Here is a 20,262-nt window from a genome sequence, read left to right on the forward strand (position 1 = left end):
TGTTTTTAGGTGTATATACTTACAGGAACTGTATGAACAGACAGGTCTTTTATGCGCCCACTCACAGCACGACAAACTGAAGTTTTAGAACTTATCAAGACAACCATGCAAGAAACGGGAATGCCGCCTACGCGTGCGGAAATTGCTCGTCAACTTGGCTTCCGTTCTGCTAATGCTGCAGAGGAACACTTGAAAGCACTGGCGCGTAAGGGAGTGATTGAAATTTTGCCCGGTACGTCACGAGGCATTAAGCTCAACATCCCCCTTGATGACGAGGTGCAAGAAGAAGAAGGTCTTCCTTTAATTGGGCGTGTTGCGGCCGGAGAGCCCATCTTGGCGCAAGAGCACGTAGAATCACACTACAAAGTCGACCCTGCCTTATTTCAACCTCGCGCGGATTTTCTACTGCGTGTCAACGGCATGAGTATGAAAGACATCGGAATATTGGATGGAGATCTTCTTGCCGTGCATCGCACTACAGACGTACACAATGGTCAGGTAGTGGTGGCGCGTGTAGACGAAGATGTGACAGTAAAGCGTTTGGAAAAGCGTGGTCGTGAAGTACTACTCCATGCTGAAAATGAAGAGTTTGCTCCTATACGTGTTGACTTGGCAAACGAGCCTTTCGCTATTGAAGGTATTGCAGTAGGCGTTATCAGAAACGCAGACTGGATGTAAGGTTTTAGCATGTTCAATGAAAAGCGGCGCATTAGCCGCTTTTTTTATGTCTTTTGTTGCTTCATTATTGCCAGATTTATTAAGTTAGACTTCAGTAGTACGTCTCTCAGTTCTATGACATACAAAAAATGTCGACTAAAAAAACAACACTATTTAGCTGATGAATGAGCCGCCAAATCTGCACTCATTATTTGATATTTTGTTTAAAAATACATTGCGGCAAGTTGTTACCTGTTGATTTTATAACCAAATCAAAACACATGTCGTTCTAGGTCGTGTTCCAAATGCGCGTTTAATTTTACTTACCTTACATCCCTATTTAACACCGCTTTCACTGATCGTGTAACGCAAGACTGCCATACTAAATGATTAAAAATTAACCACTTCGTTAAATTTTTAATAGAAAAGACTAGACGGCACGACATTATTGCGCAATTCTTATACAGAGATTAACAAAATAATAACAATGGCTCTAAATTTGTTTTACAAGTTGCGGTTATGAGCCAATCGTTCGCGAACCATTTGGTAGGGCATAGCGCAGTCTAACCTGCGTCTTTGGCCTCGCCATTCCGGAGGTGCTGAGTGAAACAACTAACGACCGTTTTTGCAAAATGGTGTTCTACCATACCATTTTTGCTTCTTTCTCCTTTGCTTCTCGCGCAAGAAGCCAGTGAAGAAGCCTCTTCGCTTAACTTGAGACGCGGTGCCACCGACATCAGCGGACAGGTCTACGATCTGCATATGCTGATGTTCTTTATTTGTGTTGGCATCGCGGTTGTAGTGTTTGGCGTGATGTTCGCCTCAATGTATTTGCATAGGAAGTCTCGTGGCGCCAAGCCTGCTCACTTCCACGAAAATGTGAAGGTGGAAATAGCGTGGACTGTTATCCCTTTCCTTATCCTTATTTTTATGGCTGTGCCTGCAGCGAACACCCTTATCGCCATGGAAGATACATCAGAGCCTGATATGACGGTAGTTGTTACTGGTTCGCAATGGAAATGGCACTACAAATACATGGACAGCGATGTAGAGTTCTATTCTCTTCTCGCTACACAGCGAGAGCAAATAGAAAACAAATTCCAAAAAACAGACAACTATTTGCTAGAAGTTGACCGTCCGTTAGTCATTCCAACGGGGAAAAAAGTACGCTTTCTCATTACCTCTGATGACGTTATCCATTCTTGGTGGGTACCAGACTTTGCAGTGAAAAAAGATGCGAATCCGGGATTTATTAATGAATCTTGGGCCAAGGTTAACGAGCCGGGTATTTATCGCGGTCAATGCGCAGAGCTTTGTGGAAAAGACCATGGCTATATGCCCGTAGTCGTCATTGCGAAAGAGCCTGCAGAGTTTGACAAATGGATGGGCGAACAAGAAGAAAGAGTTCGTAAGGCCAAAGAAGAAGAGCAGCGGTTGCTGTCGATGAATATGTCTATGGACGAATTAATGAAAGAAGGTGAGCGTGTTTACAACGCAACCTGTGCAGCGTGCCATATGCCAAACGGTGAGGGGTTACCCGGCGTATTCCCAGCATTGAAAGGGAGCAAAATGGCACTCGAAGATCAACAAGGTCATATTGATATCGTGCTTCACGGTAAATCAGGTACGGCTATGCAGGCATTTGGCAAAATGCTAAGCCTTAAAGAAATTGCTGCAGTAGTGACTTACGAGCGCAATGCGTGGGGCAACAACACTGGCGATATGGTTCAGGCCAAAGACGTCAACGCAGTGGCAAACGGGAATTAGGAGCAGACAATGAGCAAAGCAACTGAAGTTATTTCGCCAGATACCACTGCGCCTCACGATGAGCACGCGCACCACGAACATGAGCACCACGACCATATTCCAAAGGGGATCACGCGCTGGCTGTTCACCACTAACCACAAAGACATAGGCACACTTTATCTTTGGTTTGCCTTTATTATGTTTTTAGTCGGTGGCGCGATGGCCATGGTGATCCGCGCTGAATTATTCCAGCCAGGCCTGCAAATTGTAGAGCCGAATTTTTTCAATCAAATGACCACTGTACATGGGCTTATTATGGTGTTTGGTGCCGTAATGCCAGCCTTTACAGGGCTCGCAAACTGGCTAATTCCAATGATGATAGGTGCGCCAGATATGGCGTTGCCTCGCATGAACAACTGGAGTTTTTGGATTTTACCTGGGGCCTTTTTAATACTGCTAAGTTCACTCTTTATGGAAGGCGGCGGCCCTGCTTTCGGTTGGACTTTCTACGCACCTCTTTCTACCACCTATAGCGGCGATTCAACGGCGCTGTTCGTGTTTTCCGTTCACATCATGGGTATTTCATCCATCATGGGCGCGATTAACGTAATAGTGACTATCTTTAACATGCGTGCCCCAGGCATGACATGGATGAAAATGCCGTTGTTTGTTTGGACGTGGCTTATTACAGCGTTCTTGCTTATTGCGGTAATGCCCGTACTTGCCGGTGCGGTGACCATGGTGCTAACTGACAAGTTCTTTGGTACGAGCTTCTTTGATGCTGCTGGCGGCGGCGACCCTGTCATGTTCCAGCACATTTTCTGGTTCTTTGGTCACCCTGAAGTCTACATTATGATCTTGCCCGCGTTTGGCATTATCTCGCAGATTGTTCCTACTTTCTCTAGAAAGCAGCTGTTTGGTTATGCCTCTATGGTGTACGCCACTGCGTCGATCGCGCTGCTGTCTTTCGTAGTATGGGCTCACCATATGTTTACAACGGGCATGCCGGTGTACATGGAAATGTTCTTTATGTTTGCCACGATGCTTATCTCAGTGCCAACCGGAGTTAAGGTGTTTAACTGGGTAGCGACTATGTGGCGAGGCTCACTGAGCTTTGAAATGCCAATGATGTTCGCTATTGCCTTTATCGTACTGTTCACCATTGGCGGACTCTCTGGTCTGATGCTAGCGATTACGCCTGTGGACTTCCAGTACCACGATACTTACTTTGTTGTGGCCCATTTCCACTATGTTCTGGTGACTGGAGCGGTCTTCTCTATTATGGCAGCGGTGTATTATTGGTTGCCAAAATGGACGGGTAAAATGTACGACACAACCTTGGCGAAATGGCATTTCTGGTGCTCACTCGTGTCGGTAAATGTGTTGTTCTTCCCTATGCACTTTGTTGGTTTGGCGGGCATGCCGCGCCGCATCCCCGACTACGCATTGCAGTTTGCTGATTTTAATAAGTGGATAAGTGTGGGTGGTTTTGCTTTTGGATTATCTCAGCTCATCTTCCTTGCTCTACTTATCAAAGCGTGCAAGAAGCAGGGTGAAGCGGTATCAGCACAGGTTTGGGATGGTGCAGAAGGTTTGGAATGGGAAATTCCATCACCTGCTCCCTACCATACGTTTGAAACACCGCCCGTTGTTAAATAACGATAGGTTGAGCTGTGAATAGATTGTTCCTTTAACCGCAGATTGACAGGGATTGGAATGGCATTCACACATTACAAATGGTGGGGTAGATAAGTTGCTATGAGCGCTTACTAACCCTTACCTTTTGATTTACCTGGAGGTCGCGTGATGTCACAGCAAAGTGCAAACAACAAGATGGTTATCAAACTTGTTGCCATTGTTATTGGCATGTTTGGCTTCGGTTTCGCCCTTGTTCCCCTATATGACGTATTTTGTGACGTAACAGGGATCAACGGCAAAACTGAGGGCACGGCTGCGGTTTATCAATCCGTTGAGATTGATGAATCGCGAGAAGTGACTGTCGAGTTTATAACCCGCACAAATTCAGGCATGCCTTGGGAGTTTCGAGCTGAAACCAAGCGCGTAAAAGTGCACCCTGGTGAATTAAATACGGTGTCTTTTTATGTGAGAAACCCAGCATCAAGCAACATAGTTGCGCAGGCTATTCCCTCGGTATCGCCCGGTATGGCAGCCCTTTATTTGAACAAAACGGAATGCTTTTGCTTCAATCAGCAGCCTTTAGACGCAGGTAGCGAAGCCTATATGCCTATGCAGTTCTACGTAGACCCCCAGCTACCTGAAGAAATTACATTTTTTACCTTGCAGTACACACTCTATGACGTCACGGCGCGAGCCAGTGACCTAACGACAACACCGAATCCCTTTATGGCCTCGACACCATCAACTGGCGAATAGACCGAAGGGGTAAGGAGATAAAAATGCAAACCGAAGTACAGAATCACGAATACCAAAAATATTATGTACCCGCACAAAGTCCATGGCCTATTGTAGGCGCCGTCGCACTGTTTTTAATCGCCGTAGGCGCAGGCAATTTTGTGGTTGAGGCAACGAAAGGCGAGGCTGGATATGGAGGTCATATCCTTCTTGCGGGTTTCACGGTTTTATTAGTCATGTTGGTTGGGTGGTTTAAAAACCAAATTGACGAGTCAATGGCAGGACTTTATAGCGATCAATTAGGGCGTTCATATCGTCAGGGAATGAGCTGGTTTATTTTCTCTGAAGTCATGTTTTTTGCCGCGTTCTTTGGCGCTTTATATTACGCCAGATTTATCTCTGTTCCATGGCTTGGCGGCGCATCGAACAATGCCATGACTAACGAGGTATTGTGGCCGGCCTTTGAAGCTATGTGGCCGCTTGTAAGTACGCCTGGAGGCATAACCACACAAGAAATGAGTGCGGCAGGGCTACCGACGATAAATACGGTGATTTTACTTATTTCTTCTATCACCCTGCATTTTGCTCACGTGGGTTTAGAGCAAAATAAACGCAAGCAACTCACGGCAATGCTTGGTGTGACTATTTTACTTGGGTGTGTCTTTTTGGTTCTTCAGGTTCAAGAGTATATCCACGCCTATCGCGACTTAGGCCTAACTCTTCAGTCTGGCATTTACGGCAATACCTTCTTTATGCTCACAGGGTTTCACGGCATGCATGTGACCCTTGGCACCATTATTCTTATTGTTTTGTTTTTCAGGGTGCTAAAAGGTCATTTTACACCCGACAACCACTTCGCGTTCCAAGCAGGTAGCTGGTACTGGCACTTTGTTGATGTCGTGTGGGTAATGCTCTACCTCTTTGTATACGTGCTTTAAACGCAGAACCCCAAACTCAATAGGGCCTAGGGTTTGGGGTAATTAGGCCCGTACCAATAGCGATTAGAATAATAACAACGATGATGGCGGAAGTGAGCACACGTCGACCAATATATTTACTCATAGGTCCCTTTGACGTGTCGTTTTTCATCATGATGCGCATTGCCATGAACAAATTCACAATCATGTATAGAACCAAAGCAACAAGGACTATTTTTATCAACATACTCACCTCTGTTTTTATTTTAGTTTTGCCCGGAGCGAGATAGTCATGTCGTCTCGCACTCGTCTCGTTATTCCTTGGTTACTCACGGGTGTCAGTGTGGCGATTATGTGCGGTTTAGGGTTTTGGCAACTTGATCGCATGGTCCAAAAGCAACAACGTCTAGCTAGCATAGCGCAAAAGGAGCGCAATGGAACCTTGAGTTTGGAAGAGGCTCTGTCTGTTGATGATCCTCAGGACATTACTGTTTCATTCAATGGGGCATTAGATGGGAATCATGTTCTGCTTTTAGATAACCAGATTCACAATCAACGGGTAGGTTTCGACGTGATAGCTCCCGTTTTTACCAATGCCGGATGGTTATTAGTCAACTTTGGCTGGATACCTGCACCAGACTTAGCGCGCACCTTACCGGAGATCACTTTTACAAGCGAAATGCGCGAGTTCACTGGCGTTATCAACGTGCCGGGTATTAACCCTTTGGTTAAAGAAACCAACATGACGTTGTCTCAGAGCCCAGCGCTGATACAGCACATCGAATTTCCAGCACTAAGCAATGCCTTAGAGCGCAAGTTTTTACCCTTCATTCTTCACCTTACCACGCCTGATCCCGCGTTTATTCGCGAGCATCAGGCTGTTGTAATGTCTCCTGAAAAGCACCTTGGCTATGCCGTTCAATGGTTTGGCTTAGCCATTGCCGCCGCGGCCATTGGTGGCTTTGCAATTAGTAAAAAAGGACGTAGTTATGAGTAATGCTGCTTCGAAAAAAACATTAATCATTATGGTAGCGGTGTTTGTTTTGCCGGTTGTATTGGCAAAGCTTGCACTTGATAACGACTGGTTTACGAAAGGGGCTACCAATAAAGGTCAGCTGCTCGCTCCGACAATCGACATGAGTGCCCTTTTGGGGGACGTCGAACCAAAGTGGCGCTTACTTTATGTCATGCCTGATAAATGCGACTCGGTATGTGAGAACGCACTTTTTAGTATTAACCAAGTTTGGCTAGCGTTGGGTAAAGAATCTGATCGGGCTGAAGCATTGGTAGTCACTACGTCCTCAAGCGACCAAAGCGCGATAGCCGCACTCGCAGACTACCCATTTGTAGAAACCTTAACAGTTATGTCACCCACCTCACTCGCTTCTAGCAGTGTTTACATTGTTGATACCCAAAATAACGCCATGCTCTTTTATGAAATTAAGGATGATAGAAAAGACGCTGTGATGGAAAGCCGAAATATGCTGGCCGATATGAGAAAGCTTCTAAAGCTATCACGCATAGGATAACAGTCATGAAAAAATTAACTCTATTTAGTCTTTTCTTAGCGGCGGTTGTTATTATTTTAGGGGCGTACACGCGCCTAACTGATGCAGGGCTCGGGTGCCCGGATTGGCCAGGATGTTACGGAAATTTAACTGTGCCGTTAAGCGAGGAAAAGGTGGCACAAGCCAATGCTGCGTATCCTGAGCGTCCGGTAGAGGCATTTAAAGCGTGGAATGAAATGATTCACCGCTATTTTGCGGGAACACTAGGGCTGTGTGTGCTAGCGATCGCCATTATTGCAGTGAGACAGCGCCATAAAGGTACGCCCGTTAAACTCCCTTTATTGCTTTTGGGGCTTATCATCTTTCAGGCTGCTCTTGGAATGTGGACCGTGACGCTTAACCTGCTACCGGTTGTCGTCATGGGGCACTTGTTGGGAGGCTTTTCTGTGCTCTCTTGCCTGTTTATTCTTTATCTTCGTTTGCGACACACCGCAGATGATGCTCCGGAAAATAGAGACGCATCCTTTCCTCACGCTACGCATGACTCAGTCATAGGCGATTCACCTCAAAGCATGGGATTTCAGCGAAATCTGAAACGCTTCGCTTTCATAGGGCTAGGCGTGCTTGTCACGCAAATTGCGCTGGGCGGATGGACGTCTGCGAATTATGCGGCGCTGGCTTGCACGGAAATGCCGGTATGTGAAAGTGGGTGGCAGGAAAGAATTGATATAGCGGGTGCATTTAGCGTACCTGATGCAGATAATTATGAATTTGGTGCGCACGATTATGGCGAGCGAGTCACCATGCATATTGTCCATAGGTTCGGCGCAGTCGTTACGTTTTTATACTTGCTGGCACTAGGTGTAAGCGTATTGATAAGTCGTCACGTTTCACAGAAACAAAAATATGTGGGGGCATTTATGCTGCTCGCATTGTGCACGCAAGTAGCACTGGGACTTAGCAATATCGTCTTCATGCTGCCACTGGCCGTTGCTGTGCTCCATAATGCTGTTGCGGCTGTGCTGCTGCTTTCGTTACTCAACCTTATTTTTACGGTTTTTCTGGCGCTAGAAAATGGCCCAGTGACCCATACGGAAAAGCAAAGGGGTTTTACAATCACCAGTGATAAATCACTGCACAGTGCAAGTGCTTATAAAACTTACGAAAAGCCTTTACACGATCCTATACATGACCCTTTTACCGGGTCTGCGTCTTCTCACATTCTCCCCAAAGCTCCAGGAGGTTTCCATGGCTAAGTCAGTCTCTTTACATGCACGCGCCTCGCGTCAGCACAATGCGGTAACATGGCGTGATTACTATGAAATGACCAAGCCTAATGTGGTCATGCTGTTGTTACTCACCGCGTTAGTGGGGATGTGTTTAGCCACGCCGACATGGGTAAACGCAAGCGTGCTCATCTGCGGCTTGCTGGGTATCGGCATGCTGTCGGCATCGGCAGCCGTTATTAATCACGTGGTTGACCATAAAATAGACAGTGTAATGGCGCGTACTTTTAATCGCCCGGTTGCAAAAGGCAAAGTCAGTGTAAACAATGCGCTGTGGTTTGCCGGCGGTTTAGGTGTGGTTGGGTTTGCAGTGCTGGCGTTTTTTGTGAATATGCTGACCGCGTGGTTAACTTTAGCGAGTCTCGTAGGCTATGCGTTTATTTACACAATGTATTTAAAGCGTGCTACGCCTCAGAACATTGTCATTGGAGGTCTAGCGGGCGCTGCACCGCCGCTTTTAGGCTGGACTGCAGTAACCGGTGAAATACATGCACACGCCCTACTCCTGGTGCTTATTATTTTTACCTGGACCCCGCCACATTTTTGGGCGCTCGCTATTCATAGAGAAAAAGACTATGCGAAAGCAAAAGTGCCGATGTTACCTGTAACCCATGGGGTTGCGTTCACAAAAACATCTGTTTTGCTGTATACGGTCTTGCTCGGACTTGTGTGTTTACTTCCCTATCTCACTGGCATGAGCGACCTTATATATTTGATTGGCTCGAGTGTGCTTAATATTGGATTTTTATATTATGCATTAAAGTTAAAATTTGATGCTCAGTCACAAACCGCAATGAAAACTTTTAGGTTTTCAATTATCCATCTCATGGTATTGTTTGTAGTATTACTAGTCGACCACTACATACCACTGAGTTTATGAATCAACGAACTACCGTTGGCCTAGTCGCATTCTTGGCACTGTGTGCGGGCATTGTCGGGGCGCTTTATATCGCGCCCCCAAGTGTTGAAAGTCAGCCTGAATACTTTCAGCGCTACCCTGAGCCAAGAGCAATATCACCGTTTACACTCACGTCGCACGAAGGCGATGTATTTGATAACTCATCGCTCAAAGGGCAATGGAGTCTGCTATTTGTGGGCTATACGTTTTGCCCCGATATTTGTCCAACTACCATGGCTGAACTTAGCGGAATATATCCTGAACTAAAAGCATTAAGTCGTGTCGAACCTATTCGGGTTGTGTTTGTATCTGTCGATCCAAACCGCGATTCGATAACTAGACTTTCAGAGTATGTGAGCTATTTTAATGAGGAGTTCATTGCCGTTACCGGAGAGCACAAGGCGTTATTTCCATTCGTACGTAATTTAGGAATGATGTATGCCATTGCTGAAAGTACCGACAATCCCAATTATTTAGTTGACCACAGTGCATCTGTCGTACTTGTCGACCCTGAAGCTAGGGTGATAGGAAGATTCAAACCAAAAAGAGAGCCAGGAAAGCTATCGATAAGTGACTCCCAGCAAATATTGGCTGATATGCCGATAATAATCTCGAAGCAGTAATATGGAAATAAAAATCAGACAAGGTGTGGCATCTGACGCTGCGCAAACTACACCGCTAATATTGAATGCGGCGAAATCGTTGTTAACGTCTATTTTTGGACATAATAGAAATAAAACGGCAGACGGCTACCTTTCTCATGCTTGGGAACTAGGTGGCGGCCAATATGGCTTCAATAACCATTGGGTAGCGTGCTCCGGTGATGAAGTACTCGGGGTAGTGACAGCCTGGCATAGTCGATTAGGTGCCGCGTTTGATAGAGCAACCCTCGATAGTATTATTTCGTATTTTACCCTCGACGAAGCCATGACGGTGCTCATGCGTAATCAGACGGTGGCCATCAACCTCACACCGCCTGCCAATACTGAACTCATGATCGGGCATCTTTCGGTTGAAGAAAGCTCCCGTCGTACTGGTATAGGATCAATGTTAGTGGATGCCATGCAGGCGCGAGCGGAAAAACTCAAGAAACGTAAGCTTGTGTTAGATGTTGAAGTGGCTAACGTGCCGGCTATTCGTTTTTATCAACGCCATGGATTTGCCGAAGAGTCGATCAATAAAGGCTTCATACGTTTTGCTCGGCCTGTTTAGGTAAACGTTTTCTTATATAAGCGCGAACGTCGAGGTTCAATGCTCGCGCTTAGCGTCACGCCTACCTTAATCCAAAGCTAAATGTTTCCACGCTTAAACTTTCAATGCGCCCTAGTCTGGGTAATTTCCCTTTTCATCTGCTACAAAGAAAGGCGTTGAGTACCAATAATAACGACCTGTTTGCGTATTGGATGGTGCGGTACAGTTCACCCGTGAACGGCCCACCGGCAACGTGTCATTTAGGGTAAATGAAAGCACATTACCTTCAATACTTGTTTCAATAGGGCTACCTCCGAAAAAGCAATTGACTTGGCTAAGGCGAACATCGTCACTCTTTACGGTTAAACGTACAGGCGATGAAAGCATGCGTGTCATCATTCGAGGGTCATCATGGGTACTGTATGTAACGGGCATCGCCAAGCTATTAAGCTTTGTTTTCAGTGTTGTCAGGTTGGCGTAAGGGCCTGCTGCTGGGAAGCGAGGAAGCGCCTGCATGTCGCTACTTGGGCCCACAGCCCCAGAGTGCTGACCGAACCCGATGTAACCTTCAGTTCTGAGCTTGTTAGCGAGCGCCGCATTGTACTCCCCGAACGGATACGCTAAATATTTAAGGCTGGTATCTAGCTTATCTTCTATTTTCTTTTCAGCGCTTTCTACGTTTTGCCATACTTTTTCCAGCCATGCGTGTTCTCCCATCACTTGCTCTTCGTTAAGCATATGCAGGTGGTCGAGAGTATGGTTGGCAAAAACGACGCCGTCGTTATGCATGGCCATCACTTGTTCCCATGTTAATTGCTGCGGCCCCACGCCAATTTCATCAGGGTTGATGAACACGGTATAAGGGAAACCAAACTTCGCCAGTATTGGGTGTGCATTTTCTAAAATATTGGCGTAGCCATCGTCAAACGTAATAGCGACTGCTTTTTCGGGCAGCGCTGTGTTGTGCTGTATGGCTGAAACAACGTCTTGTAAAGATACTACAGTATGGTGTGCGTCTAAGTACTCCATATGAGATTTAAAGGTTTCAGGGGATATGCTGGTACTGGCTGGCGTCGAAGACGACACATGATGATAAAGTAAAATAGCAGCGTTTGGTGCAGTGATTACACTAGGTTCTACGCTTGTCTCACTCTGCCGCTTTGTATCGGAAGTAGACTGTGCAGCAATATCAAAAGCGAAGCTAGAAGGGAGGAGTAATAACGTGAAAACCCCTACAAATATCGAAGAAAAGACGTTTAAATTCGTGCGATTTTTCGTTTTATTTTGAATTACATGGTTGGTTTTCATATCTTCATCCACTGAGTGCCTGATCAAATTCAATAGCATGGTAAACTCTCCAATAAGCACGCCCTAGTAAGTGCGTCTTCACCTATGCCGTTTTATAGGTTGATAGTATATAGCGAAATTAACCCCTACTGAGATCATTTATGTCCCGTGCCAAAGTAGCTCAACGCGCTTTTTTTGAAGACCATACCCGCCTGCTGGCGTTAGCGTTGCCCATGATTTTGGCTAATATTACCACGCCTCTATTAGGGCTAGTGGATACCGCGGTTTTGGGCCACATGTCTTTGCCTGCCATGCTTGCGGGGGCATCGATAGGCGCGCTTATTTTAACGCAAATCTACTGGGTGTGCGGTTTCCTTCGCATGTCTTCGACGGGCTTGAGCGCACAAGCGAAAGGCTCGCCCAATAAGACGGTAGAGTCTGCAAAAGTATTGTGGCAAACAGTAGCAGTAGCACTGTTATTGGGTGGCGTTGTGCTTGCTCTTCAGTCCCCTATTCTTTCTTTAGGCTTAACCTTGACTCAGCCCAATAATGAGGTTGCTCTTCACCTTCAAAGCTATTTTGCGGTGCGAGTTTGGGGGGCGCCAGCTGCCATGCTCAACTTGGCATTGGTTGGATGGTTAGTCGGACAACAAAAAACGCGCAGCGTTATGGCAATTCAAATAGTGGGAAATCTATTGAATGCCGCACTTGATGTGGTATTTGTTTTTGGACTGAACCTGTCTGTAGCAGGTGTCGCGCTGGCCAGTGTTATTGCTGAATATACCATGGCCACAATGGCGCTAATCGTAGCCTTTAAACAGGTTGGCGGCGTATCGGTCAGTGCAGCATGGTTTAACCGCGCTGCGCGAAAGGTGCTGATGAAGCTTAACGGTGACATGTTATTACGTAATTTAGCACTGCAGAGCTGCCTAGCGTTCCTCACGATTCAAGGTGCCCGTTACGGCGAGACGGCGGCGGCGGTTAACGCCATACTCATGCAGTTCTTTGTTCTAATTGCGCTGGGACTTGATGGCATTGCCTATGGTGTTGAGGCGCTGGTGGGGGAAGCGAAAGGTGCGTCTGATAGCAGCGAAGTTAAACGACGGACATACCAAGGGCTAGCCTGGTCGAGTGTTTTCGCCCTTATTTATAGCCTTATCTTTTTTTCAACCGGTGAGGGTATTATTGCGCTACTTACCGAGCATAATGACATAGTAAAAGCTGCGCTGCCCTATCTGGGCTTAATGGTATTACTTCCTCTACTTGCCCACTGGTGCTTTTTGTACGATGGCGTATTTGTCGGGCTCACCAGAGCCAGTGCAATGAGAAATACCATGATAATAAGCGCGCTAGGCGTGTATTTTCCCGTGTGGTATCTCATGCAAGACCAGGGTAATGTTAGCCTGTGGTATGCACTCCTTGCTTTTCTACTCGCCCGCGGAGTGACATTGGCGTTAAGCTTTTACCGTTTAGATAAACGCGGCGAGCTAGCATCATCAAGAAGCTAGTGTTGTGAGGTTGACCACATAGGTGTCACAAGGTTTCTTCACTGACATTCTTAAAGGGGTAAGCGCTAAGTGAACTATTTCACGTCTAATCATTCGCTGGCGTTATTACCATTGTGTGCTTGTTCGGCTTGCTCTTGCACAGCGCTTTTTTGCACGATAACAATGGTGTGCAGTTCAGGATGTTGATCGAATTCAACGTGACGGACAAAACAATTCGCGTCCATCAATACTTGTAAGTATCTGTGAAGCCCAAGCGAGGCATAGTAGATTTTGGGGCCCATTACTGTATTCGTATGCTGCCCGCGTCCCTCTGTGCCACCGCAGCTAAAAAGCAGTATGCCCTCGTCAGTTAAATGCTCCACTAGCTTTATAAGCAAAGGAACTTGCTGCGTTAAGGGGATATGCCAAAGGCTGTCCCAAGCGCTAATGAGCGAGTAGCGTCTAGGTAAAGTGAATGTACACACGTCGGCCCAATAGAAAGTATGGGAAGGTAATTGGGACGACGCGATGGCGAGCATATCTTTAGAGACATCAATGCCTTCGTAAATTAACCCTGCGCTTTCGATAAGAGAAACGAAACGATTGGTACAGCCGCAGCCTATGTCTAACGCATAGGCTTTTTTGATTGCTTCGCTAGCCACTGCATTGCTTTTTTGTCGCGGGATGTCCGGTAAAAAGGACAGTGCTTTTTTATAAGCGTTTACGCCGTTTTTCTGATTAAACTCGGGGCGAGTCCAAAGGTGAGTAATAGTGTCGTAGGCTTTGCCAGTTTCTTCAGGTGTCATATGTCCTCTGTAAGCCACACTTTTTTTACTGATTAAAGGTTAATTCATCTAGCAAAAAAGTATAGGTTTAAAGAGGAGATGAGAAGGCGTTAACCGTGTTAATACAAAACAGCCAAAGTGTAATTATCTATGGGAACTGGTATAACGCCTCTGCTTTTTACTTTATTGCGGCCCAGATAGCTAAGAACAATAAGCCTGCAAAAAGAGTGAGGGTATTTAAGCAGGCTTAATATCGGTTACTTTTTTACTATATGTGTAGCGCAGAGTTTGTTACCTGCTGGATCGCGCAGATAAGCAAGGTAAAGCTGGCGTTCGCCATTGCCGCGAATGCCTGGAGGATCTTCACATGGCACGCCTCCATTTTCGCTTCCTACTTTATGCCACTCATCTACAATCTCTGGTGTGCGTGCAGCAAGGCCTAGCGTCGTGCCATTACCGTGTGTTGCTGCCTCGCCATTAATGGGCTTTGTGAGTGCTAAAATGCCTTTAGACGTGTAGTAAAAAACTCGGCCATATTCATCATAAACGCCGGGCTCATGGCCAAGCACACCTAAAATGGCGTCATAAAATTTCTTCGACGCATCAAGGTCGTTTGCACCTAACATTACGTGACTAAACATAGTTGTGTCCTTTGAAAGTAGTAGGGGCAACCCCCTTTGATAAAAAATGGCTTATTTACGTTTTCAACACTCTTCTCTTACCCGTTAGGGGCCTAACGCAAAGTCTACTGCTGCTGAAGCATGGATAGCGGTAGTATCGTACAACGTCACGTTAGTATGATTTTGTTGGATTAATAACCCTATTTCTGTGCAGCCCAAAATAATGCCCTGTGCACCTTCAGCCACCAGCGTGTTGATAATTTCAATATACGCGTTACGTGAATCAACACAAATCACGCCCTTGCATAATTGTTCATAAATAATCTTATGAATCGTCTCTCTTTGCTGCGCATTTGGAATGACAACTTCAATACCAAACCCCTCTTCAATACGAGAAGAATAGAAGGCTTGCTCCATGGTAAAGCGAGTACCCAGCAGCCCGACTTTTCTGACCTTATTTTGCTGTAGCGCGTGCCCCGTAGCATCGGCGATATGAATAAGAGGAACAGTGATGTTTTGCTCTATATTGGATGCCACTTTGTGCATGGTATTGGTACAAATTAATATGGCTTTTGCTCCAGCGTGTTCTAAATGCTTTGCCTCGCGGATCAGGATGTCGGCGGTTTTATTCCATTCGCCTTTATGCTGAAGCTGCTCTATGTGAGCAAAGTCAACGCTACTTATGAGTAGCGGTGCGCTGTGAAGGCCGCCAAGCCTTGCGTTTACGCCGCGGTTTATCGCTTGATAATAGCTTACCGTTGACTCCCAGCTCATTCCGCCGAGCAGACCCAGCTTCTTTATCGTATTCAACTCAGCGCCCTTAATGTTTGAGAGTTATTGGTCAACCTTTAATCTACCGATAAAACGTCATCGTGACTACTGGTGTGATAAAGAGGAGTAAAGTGCTAGAGAGATAACAGCGTTATAAGCAATTGAGCAATGGCAACAGAGTAAAGGGGAGAATGGTCGGATATAAACGAGAGACGAAGCGCAAAGTATGAGATCGCGCGTAAAGAATCTAAAGCTTGGGCGGGGGCTTTTTGTTTTTTAAAAACGAGAAACGCTGAATGAAAATACCCCAGTAGCCCAACATGGCAATAGCAAAGCCAATAAATAAAACAACAAGGCTCAGATAGTGAAGCGCAATATGCCGTTCGCTTAGGGTAAATAGCAGCAAGATGCCGACAACGAAAATAGATAAGCCTATTTTAAATCGTTGCCAGCTTTGATGAATGTCTTGCGTTAGCATGATATCGATGTAGGGATATGTACTTTAAACAGTACAATAATACACTTAGTAATAAGAGTGCTCACCCGCTTGGTGTTCAGTTGCGTCGCGTACGCCCTTAAGCTCGCCAGCGAACTGTTCAACCATTTGTTTCTCAATACCTTCTTTAAGCGTAACGTCTACCATCGAGCAGCCATTACAACCACCGCCGAATTGAAGTATTGCGTAGCCATCTTCAGTCAACTCGGTCAGAACCACGTTGCCGCCGTGGCTTGCTAGCTGAGGGTTGATTTCCGATTCAATCATATAGTTGATTCGTTCAATCAAAGGGGCATCGTCAGACACTTTACGGGCTTTTGCATTAGGCGCCTTAAGCGTTAATTGCGAACCCATTTGGTCGGTAACGTAGTCAATCTCCGCTTCATCGAGGTACGGCGCACTTTCTTCGTCTACCACGGCATCAAAACCGTTAAACGGAAGGCGAGTATCCGTCTCTTCCACAGCATCTGGCGGACAATAGGACACGCCACACTCAGCTGACGAGGTGCCTGGGTTTACGACGAATACACGAATATTCGTGCCAGACTCTTGTTTACTCAACAGTTTTACGAAGTGAGCCTGGGCTTCTTCTGATATAGTTATCATCAGCAAGTCCTACATATTTTGAAAATTTGGATTATTGTATCAAATTTACCTGAGTAAAACAGTCAGGTATTAATTAAATAAATTATTCCAGTGAATCGAATTTGTTAAGAGCGACGTACTTCGGTATTACTCTCAACCATAACAACAAGACGGGAAGCGCTATGTTAGCGAAACTTAAAAACTCCGCCAGAAAGAACCCATTATCACTCACAGTATTGTTGGCGCTTGGCACAATCGGCTTTGGGGCGACGACCAGCCAGCAAACATTGGCACAGCCAGCCTTATCATCTGCCGTTACTATAACACCTGATGTGGGCGGACAGCCGGTAGCCGCTTATTTACCTGACACAGTCGCTTACAACCCTGCTATCCCAACGCCTGAGTCCGTCCTTGGCGCTAACCTCGGCGAGTGGCATGTACGTCACGACCAAGTCGTTAATTACATGAAGTTGCTCGCCGAAAAGTCTGAACGGATCACCATTGAGGAAACCGGTCGTACCCACGAAAATCGCCCGCTTTTGTTAATGACGATTACGGCACCTTCAAACCGAAATAATCTTGAAGCCATGAGGCAGCAACATATTGATGCCATGGAAAGCGGCAAAAAAGTCGGTAGCGATGCTCCTCTGATTTTTTACATGGGCTACAGTATTCACGGTAACGAGCCTTCCGGTACCAATGCTTCCCTTGCGTTGGCTTACTATTTAGCGGCCGCTGAAGGTGAAGAAATGGATGCCTTGTTGAGCAATAATATTGTGCTGTTCGATCCGTCTTTCAACCCCGATGGACTATCTCGCTTTGCTCAGTGGGCAAATATGCACAAGGGCAAGCAGTTGGTGTCCGACAGTCGCCATCGTGAACACGACGAGGGCTGGCCGTCAGGACGTACAAATCACTACTGGTTTGATTTGAACCGCGACTGGCTGCTACTGGCACACCCGGAATCACAGGCACGTATTAAGCAGTTCCATAAGTGGCGCCCCCATATTCTGACTGACTTCCATGAAATGGGGACAGACAGCACTTACTTCTTCCAGCCTGGCGTTCGTTCGCGTAAAAACCCCTTAACGCCAGACGAGAACGTGACGCTCACCGAAGCGCTTGCTCAATATCACGCTGCTGCATTTGACAAGCAAGGCGAGCTGTATTTCACCGAAGAGGCATTTGATGACTTCTACGCCGGAAAAGGGTCGACCTATCCAGACTTGCATGGCAGCGTAGGTATTTTGTTTGAACAAGCGAGCTCACGTGGACATCTTCAAGACTCTATCAATGGCAAACTTGCTTTCAAAGACACCATCGCGAATCAAGTCACCACGTCACTGAGCACCTTCAGAGGCGCATTGGCAAACAAGGCCGCTATCCTTGATTACCAATCAGGTTTTGTAAAAAGCACACAGTCTTTGGCTAAACAAGACGCACAGACTGGATTTGTGGTGAGTGCATCGAATGATACCGCCCGCTTTAATGCATTCGTTGCGTTGCTTGAGCAACATCACATTCAATACGATGTATTAACAAAAGACTTTGAGGCTGGCGAGGTACGCTTTGGCGCAAGAAACGCGATTTATATTCCGACCAATCAACCTCAATACCGTTTAGTGAAGTCAATTTTCTCTACTCAAACGTCTTTTGAAAACAACACGTTTTACGATGTTTCGACGTGGAATTTAGCCTTGGCCTTCAATCTGGATTATGCGCCGTTAGATAAGAGCGATGCGAGACGTCTTGCGCTGGGTGATAACACCGAACTCGCACAAACAGCGCTCAATGACATTCACCCAGACGCTTATGCTTATGCGTTTTCATGGCAACATTACTATGCACCTGCCATGCTTCAAACATTGCTTGAAGCCGGCGTGAAAGTACGTAGCAGTGAAGACGCGTTTTCTGCCATTAAATATGATGGCAAAAACGTTGAGCTTCAGTCTGGCAGTATTGTCGTGCCAAAAGGCTTGGATCAGCCTGAAAACTTGGCTGCCATTTTACGTGACGCGCAACAGCAACTTAAGGTGCCGGTGTTTAGTTTACGCAGTGGATTAACGCCAACAGGACATGATTTAGGTAGCCGAAGCATGGCGCCTGTTACCTTGCCACAAGTATTAATTGTTGGCGGTGAAGGTACCAGTGAATATGAAGTGGGAGAAATGTGGCACTATTTCGACACAAAAGTAGGGCTAGCGCCGAGTATCGTTGAGCAACAACATTTATTAAGTGCGCTGAAAGACGCAAGCGTAACCTACACTCACCTTCTGTTTCCTAGCGGAAGCTTTCGATTTACAGAAAGTGAAAGAGCGCAAATTGAAGAGTGGGTAAAAGCGGGTGGCGTGATCGTGGGGCAAAAATCCGCGCTGCGTTACTTTGCGCAACATAAATGGCTAGACGTGGAATTGGTTAGCCGAGAGAGCATTGATAATGCGTTTGACGAAAGCGAGCTGAGTTACAAAGACGGTTCGACACTATACGCCAGAAAATTGGTGGCGGGCGCCGTATTTGAAGCAAACATTGATAATACCCATCCGCTTTTTTACGGGTATGACGACGACACGCTGCCCATGTTCAAAACCAATAATATGATAGTGGAGGCAAGCAATTCTCCCTTTGTTACGCCAGCACGCTATACTGACGAGCCGCTAATGGCAGGGTTTAGCGATAAAGCGATGGTCGCCCTTATGGCGGAGTCAACCGCAGTAACCACTCAAAAAATGGGGCGTGGTGTTGTCATTGGCTTTACCGACAACACGCAATTTAGAGGGTACTGGTACGGCACAAACAAAATGCTGGCCAACGCGATTTACCAGTCTCACTTTATTCGTTAATGTGATTTGAAGGGGGCGCTGAATGCCGCGCGCTGATAAATACCTCCCAGCGCCCTTTCTTTTCAGGCATTAACCTTTCTGAAGCAGGCTACTTTTAGGCGGTGGCGTAAACGCCGCTGCCCATACCTGAATGCGTATTTTTGGATAGCGCTGTTTGAGTCTTTTGCTCAGTGTATTAACAGTCACACCAGTGGTAAGTACATCATCGACGATCGCAACGGTAAAATCCCTTTTGTCTGTTCTATTCTGTGCCCTTATCTCGTTATCGAGACATTGCTCTGACAGAGCAAATACACGGCTTGCGTTTTCAGCCCTTGCGGTTTTAGAGAGGTGGTGCTGCACACTTAAGCCTTTCCGTTTGGCCCATGACGGATTGATCGGTATATCTAACTCGCGACTTATGCTTTCACACAAAAGCGTGGCCTGATTATAGTGTCGCGTTGCGAGACGCCATGCACTAATTGGCACCGGAAGCAGTACGTGGGGCACTGATAACGTGCACTGTCGCTTTTTATGGACAAACCAGTTACTTAATACTTTTCCTGCGGTAAGGGAGTGCGTAAACTTTAACTGGTGAACCAGCGATGACATGGGCCAGGTGTGAAGACCTAGTACGCTCAGTGCGTCATAGTGGCTGTGCTTGACGTGGCCTGCCACGGGGCCGAATTGAAGTAAGTTGCTTCCATGTAACGAAGGTTCGAAAAAAAACATGTCATCTTCACACCAGTGACATACTGGCGTAGGACTTGCCTGATAACATAGTAAGCATGAAAGGTTCATAGTGTTGATTCCATCAACTTCCTTGAATTGTCGAA

General features: G+C 46.3%; 21 protein-coding genes. 13 read left to right on the forward strand and 8 right to left on the reverse strand.

Annotated elements, in window-relative coordinates; genetic code table 11:
• Positions 1 to 51 precede the first annotated feature (51 nt).
• From lexA to GVO63_RS16475, 5 genes are all read left to right on the forward strand, one after another.
• The gene (gene lexA / locus GVO63_RS16455; RefSeq protein ID WP_159491760.1) at positions 52 to 678 is read left to right on the forward strand and encodes a transcriptional repressor LexA; all 627 of its coding nucleotides are present in this window, start codon (positions 52 to 54) and stop codon (positions 676 to 678) included.
• A gap of 582 nt (positions 679 to 1,260) precedes the next feature.
• Positions 1,261 to 2,424 (forward strand): cytochrome c oxidase subunit II, encoded by a 1,164-nt coding sequence (gene coxB, locus GVO63_RS16460; protein ID WP_159491758.1) that lies wholly within the window; start codon positions 1,261 to 1,263, stop codon positions 2,422 to 2,424.
• A gap of 9 nt (positions 2,425 to 2,433) precedes the next feature.
• Positions 2,434 to 4,062 (forward strand): cytochrome c oxidase subunit I, encoded by a 1,629-nt coding sequence (gene ctaD / locus GVO63_RS16465; RefSeq protein WP_201281922.1) that lies wholly within the window; start codon positions 2,434 to 2,436, stop codon positions 4,060 to 4,062.
• A 147-nt stretch (positions 4,063 to 4,209) separates the two neighbouring features.
• A complete protein-coding gene (locus tag GVO63_RS16470) occupies positions 4,210 to 4,797 on the forward strand; it encodes a cytochrome c oxidase assembly protein (RefSeq protein ID WP_159491756.1) in 588 nt (195 codons plus the stop codon).
• Positions 4,798 to 4,820: 23 nt separating this feature from the next.
• A complete protein-coding gene (locus tag GVO63_RS16475) occupies positions 4,821 to 5,714 on the forward strand; it encodes a cytochrome c oxidase subunit 3 (RefSeq protein WP_159491754.1) in 894 nt (297 codons plus the stop codon).
• A gap of 16 nt (positions 5,715 to 5,730) precedes the next feature.
• Here the strand turns inward: GVO63_RS16475 and GVO63_RS16480 are convergent, their stop codons facing one another.
• Positions 5,731 to 5,940, reverse strand: coding sequence for a DUF2909 domain-containing protein (locus GVO63_RS16480; protein WP_159491885.1), 210 nt, complete (start codon positions 5,938 to 5,940; stop codon positions 5,731 to 5,733).
• A 45-nt stretch (positions 5,941 to 5,985) separates the two neighbouring features.
• On the opposite strand from GVO63_RS16480, the gene GVO63_RS16485 reads away from it, so the two are divergent.
• From GVO63_RS16485 to GVO63_RS16510, 6 genes are read left to right on the forward strand one after another with little or no spacing between them, the layout of a single operon-like run.
• Positions 5,986 to 6,690, forward strand: coding sequence for an SURF1 family protein (locus tag GVO63_RS16485; protein WP_159581326.1), 705 nt, complete (start codon positions 5,986 to 5,988; stop codon positions 6,688 to 6,690).
• Positions 6,683 to 7,222: a hypothetical protein gene (locus GVO63_RS16490; RefSeq protein ID WP_159491751.1), complete on the forward strand. Its 540-nt coding sequence runs from the start codon at positions 6,683 to 6,685 to the stop codon at positions 7,220 to 7,222. The genes GVO63_RS16485 and GVO63_RS16490 overlap by 8 nt, the downstream gene beginning before the upstream one ends.
• Before the next feature lie 5 nt (positions 7,223 to 7,227).
• Positions 7,228 to 8,457, forward strand: a complete 1,230-nt coding sequence (locus GVO63_RS16495; protein WP_159581328.1) for a heme A synthase — start codon at positions 7,228 to 7,230, stop codon at positions 8,455 to 8,457.
• Complete coding sequence (gene cyoE / locus GVO63_RS16500; RefSeq protein WP_159491747.1) at positions 8,450 to 9,367, forward strand: heme o synthase; 918 nt, start codon at positions 8,450 to 8,452, stop codon at positions 9,365 to 9,367. Before GVO63_RS16495 ends, cyoE begins: the two co-directional genes overlap by 8 nt.
• Entirely contained in the window at positions 9,364 to 10,008 is a 645-nt protein-coding gene (locus GVO63_RS16505) for an SCO family protein (RefSeq protein ID WP_159581330.1), read from the forward strand. The genes cyoE and GVO63_RS16505 overlap by 4 nt, the downstream gene beginning before the upstream one ends.
• A gap of 1 nt (position 10,009) precedes the next feature.
• Positions 10,010 to 10,597 carry an N-acetyltransferase gene (locus GVO63_RS16510; RefSeq protein WP_159491743.1) on the forward strand — a complete coding sequence of 196 codons (588 nt, stop codon included), beginning with the start codon at positions 10,010 to 10,012 and terminating at the stop codon, positions 10,595 to 10,597.
• 111 nt (positions 10,598 to 10,708) lie between these two features.
• On the opposite strand, the gene GVO63_RS16515 is transcribed toward GVO63_RS16510, so the two are convergent.
• On the reverse strand, positions 10,709 to 11,923 hold the full coding sequence (locus GVO63_RS16515; protein ID WP_159581332.1) for a polysaccharide deacetylase family protein: 1,215 nt from the start codon (positions 11,921 to 11,923) through the stop codon (positions 10,709 to 10,711).
• 101 nt (positions 11,924 to 12,024) lie between these two features.
• Here GVO63_RS16515 and GVO63_RS16520 point away from each other — a divergent pair, with 101 nt between their 5' ends.
• Positions 12,025 to 13,371 (forward strand): MATE family efflux transporter, encoded by a 1,347-nt coding sequence (locus tag GVO63_RS16520; RefSeq protein ID WP_159581334.1) that lies wholly within the window; start codon positions 12,025 to 12,027, stop codon positions 13,369 to 13,371.
• 89 nt (positions 13,372 to 13,460) lie between these two features.
• Here the strand turns inward: GVO63_RS16520 and GVO63_RS16525 are convergent, their stop codons facing one another.
• From GVO63_RS16525 to nfuA, 5 genes are all read right to left on the reverse strand, one after another.
• Positions 13,461 to 14,156 carry a trans-aconitate 2-methyltransferase gene (locus GVO63_RS16525; RefSeq protein WP_159581336.1) on the reverse strand — a complete coding sequence of 232 codons (696 nt, stop codon included), beginning with the start codon at positions 14,154 to 14,156 and terminating at the stop codon, positions 13,461 to 13,463.
• A gap of 236 nt (positions 14,157 to 14,392) precedes the next feature.
• Positions 14,393 to 14,776, reverse strand: coding sequence for a VOC family protein (locus GVO63_RS16530; protein ID WP_159581338.1), 384 nt, complete (start codon positions 14,774 to 14,776; stop codon positions 14,393 to 14,395).
• Between the two features lie 84 nt (positions 14,777 to 14,860).
• Complete coding sequence (locus tag GVO63_RS16535; protein WP_159581340.1) at positions 14,861 to 15,565, reverse strand: aspartate/glutamate racemase family protein; 705 nt, start codon at positions 15,563 to 15,565, stop codon at positions 14,861 to 14,863.
• Positions 15,566 to 15,773: 208 nt separating this feature from the next.
• Entirely contained in the window at positions 15,774 to 16,004 is a 231-nt protein-coding gene (locus GVO63_RS16540; RefSeq protein WP_159491731.1) for a hypothetical protein, read from the reverse strand.
• 45 nt (positions 16,005 to 16,049) lie between these two features.
• Positions 16,050 to 16,628 (reverse strand): Fe-S biogenesis protein NfuA, encoded by a 579-nt coding sequence (gene nfuA / locus GVO63_RS16545; RefSeq protein ID WP_159491729.1) that lies wholly within the window; start codon positions 16,626 to 16,628, stop codon positions 16,050 to 16,052.
• A gap of 161 nt (positions 16,629 to 16,789) precedes the next feature.
• On the opposite strand from nfuA, the gene GVO63_RS16550 reads away from it, so the two are divergent.
• Complete coding sequence (locus GVO63_RS16550) at positions 16,790 to 19,447, forward strand: M14 family zinc carboxypeptidase (protein WP_159581342.1); 2,658 nt, start codon at positions 16,790 to 16,792, stop codon at positions 19,445 to 19,447.
• A gap of 69 nt (positions 19,448 to 19,516) precedes the next feature.
• On the opposite strand, the gene GVO63_RS16555 is transcribed toward GVO63_RS16550, so the two are convergent.
• Complete coding sequence (locus GVO63_RS16555) at positions 19,517 to 20,158, reverse strand: ComF family protein (RefSeq protein ID WP_236552185.1); 642 nt, start codon at positions 20,156 to 20,158, stop codon at positions 19,517 to 19,519.
• Between the last annotated feature and the right edge of the window lie 104 nt (positions 20,159 to 20,262).

Source organism: Alteromonas sp. KUL106, from assembly GCF_009811415.1.
Taxonomy (GTDB): domain Bacteria; phylum Pseudomonadota; class Gammaproteobacteria; order Enterobacterales; family Alteromonadaceae; genus Alteromonas.

Coding starts and splice junctions, on each gene's coding strand:
- GVO63_RS16475 (WP_159491754.1), top strand. CDS start 4,821: ATGCAAACCGAAGTACAGAATCACGAATACCAAAAATATTATGTACCC.
- GVO63_RS16485 (WP_159581326.1), top strand. CDS start 5,986: ATGTCGTCTCGCACTCGTCTCGTTATTCCTTGGTTACTCACGGGTGTC.
- GVO63_RS16480 (WP_159491885.1), bottom strand. CDS start 5,940: ATGTTGATAAAAATAGTCCTTGTTGCTTTGGTTCTATACATGATTGTG.
- GVO63_RS16495 (WP_159581328.1), top strand. CDS start 7,228: ATGAAAAAATTAACTCTATTTAGTCTTTTCTTAGCGGCGGTTGTTATT.
- GVO63_RS16505 (WP_159581330.1), top strand. CDS start 9,364: ATGAATCAACGAACTACCGTTGGCCTAGTCGCATTCTTGGCACTGTGT.
- GVO63_RS16550 (WP_159581342.1), top strand. CDS start 16,790: ATGTTAGCGAAACTTAAAAACTCCGCCAGAAAGAACCCATTATCACTC.
- lexA (WP_159491760.1), top strand. CDS start 52: ATGCGCCCACTCACAGCACGACAAACTGAAGTTTTAGAACTTATCAAG.
- GVO63_RS16530 (WP_159581338.1), bottom strand. CDS start 14,776: ATGTTTAGTCACGTAATGTTAGGTGCAAACGACCTTGATGCGTCGAAG.
- cyoE (WP_159491747.1), top strand. CDS start 8,450: ATGGCTAAGTCAGTCTCTTTACATGCACGCGCCTCGCGTCAGCACAAT.
- nfuA (WP_159491729.1), bottom strand. CDS start 16,628: ATGATAACTATATCAGAAGAAGCCCAGGCTCACTTCGTAAAACTGTTG.
- GVO63_RS16490 (WP_159491751.1), top strand. CDS start 6,683: ATGAGTAATGCTGCTTCGAAAAAAACATTAATCATTATGGTAGCGGTG.
- GVO63_RS16555 (WP_236552185.1), bottom strand. CDS start 20,158: ATGTTTTTTTTCGAACCTTCGTTACATGGAAGCAACTTACTTCAATTC.
- GVO63_RS16520 (WP_159581334.1), top strand. CDS start 12,025: ATGTCCCGTGCCAAAGTAGCTCAACGCGCTTTTTTTGAAGACCATACC.
- GVO63_RS16525 (WP_159581336.1), bottom strand. CDS start 14,156: ATGACACCTGAAGAAACTGGCAAAGCCTACGACACTATTACTCACCTT.
- GVO63_RS16540 (WP_159491731.1), bottom strand. CDS start 16,004: ATGCTAACGCAAGACATTCATCAAAGCTGGCAACGATTTAAAATAGGC.
- GVO63_RS16510 (WP_159491743.1), top strand. CDS start 10,010: ATGGAAATAAAAATCAGACAAGGTGTGGCATCTGACGCTGCGCAAACT.
- GVO63_RS16470 (WP_159491756.1), top strand. CDS start 4,210: ATGTCACAGCAAAGTGCAAACAACAAGATGGTTATCAAACTTGTTGCC.
- GVO63_RS16515 (WP_159581332.1), bottom strand. CDS start 11,923: ATGCTATTGAATTTGATCAGGCACTCAGTGGATGAAGATATGAAAACC.
- ctaD (WP_201281922.1), top strand. CDS start 2,434: ATGAGCAAAGCAACTGAAGTTATTTCGCCAGATACCACTGCGCCTCAC.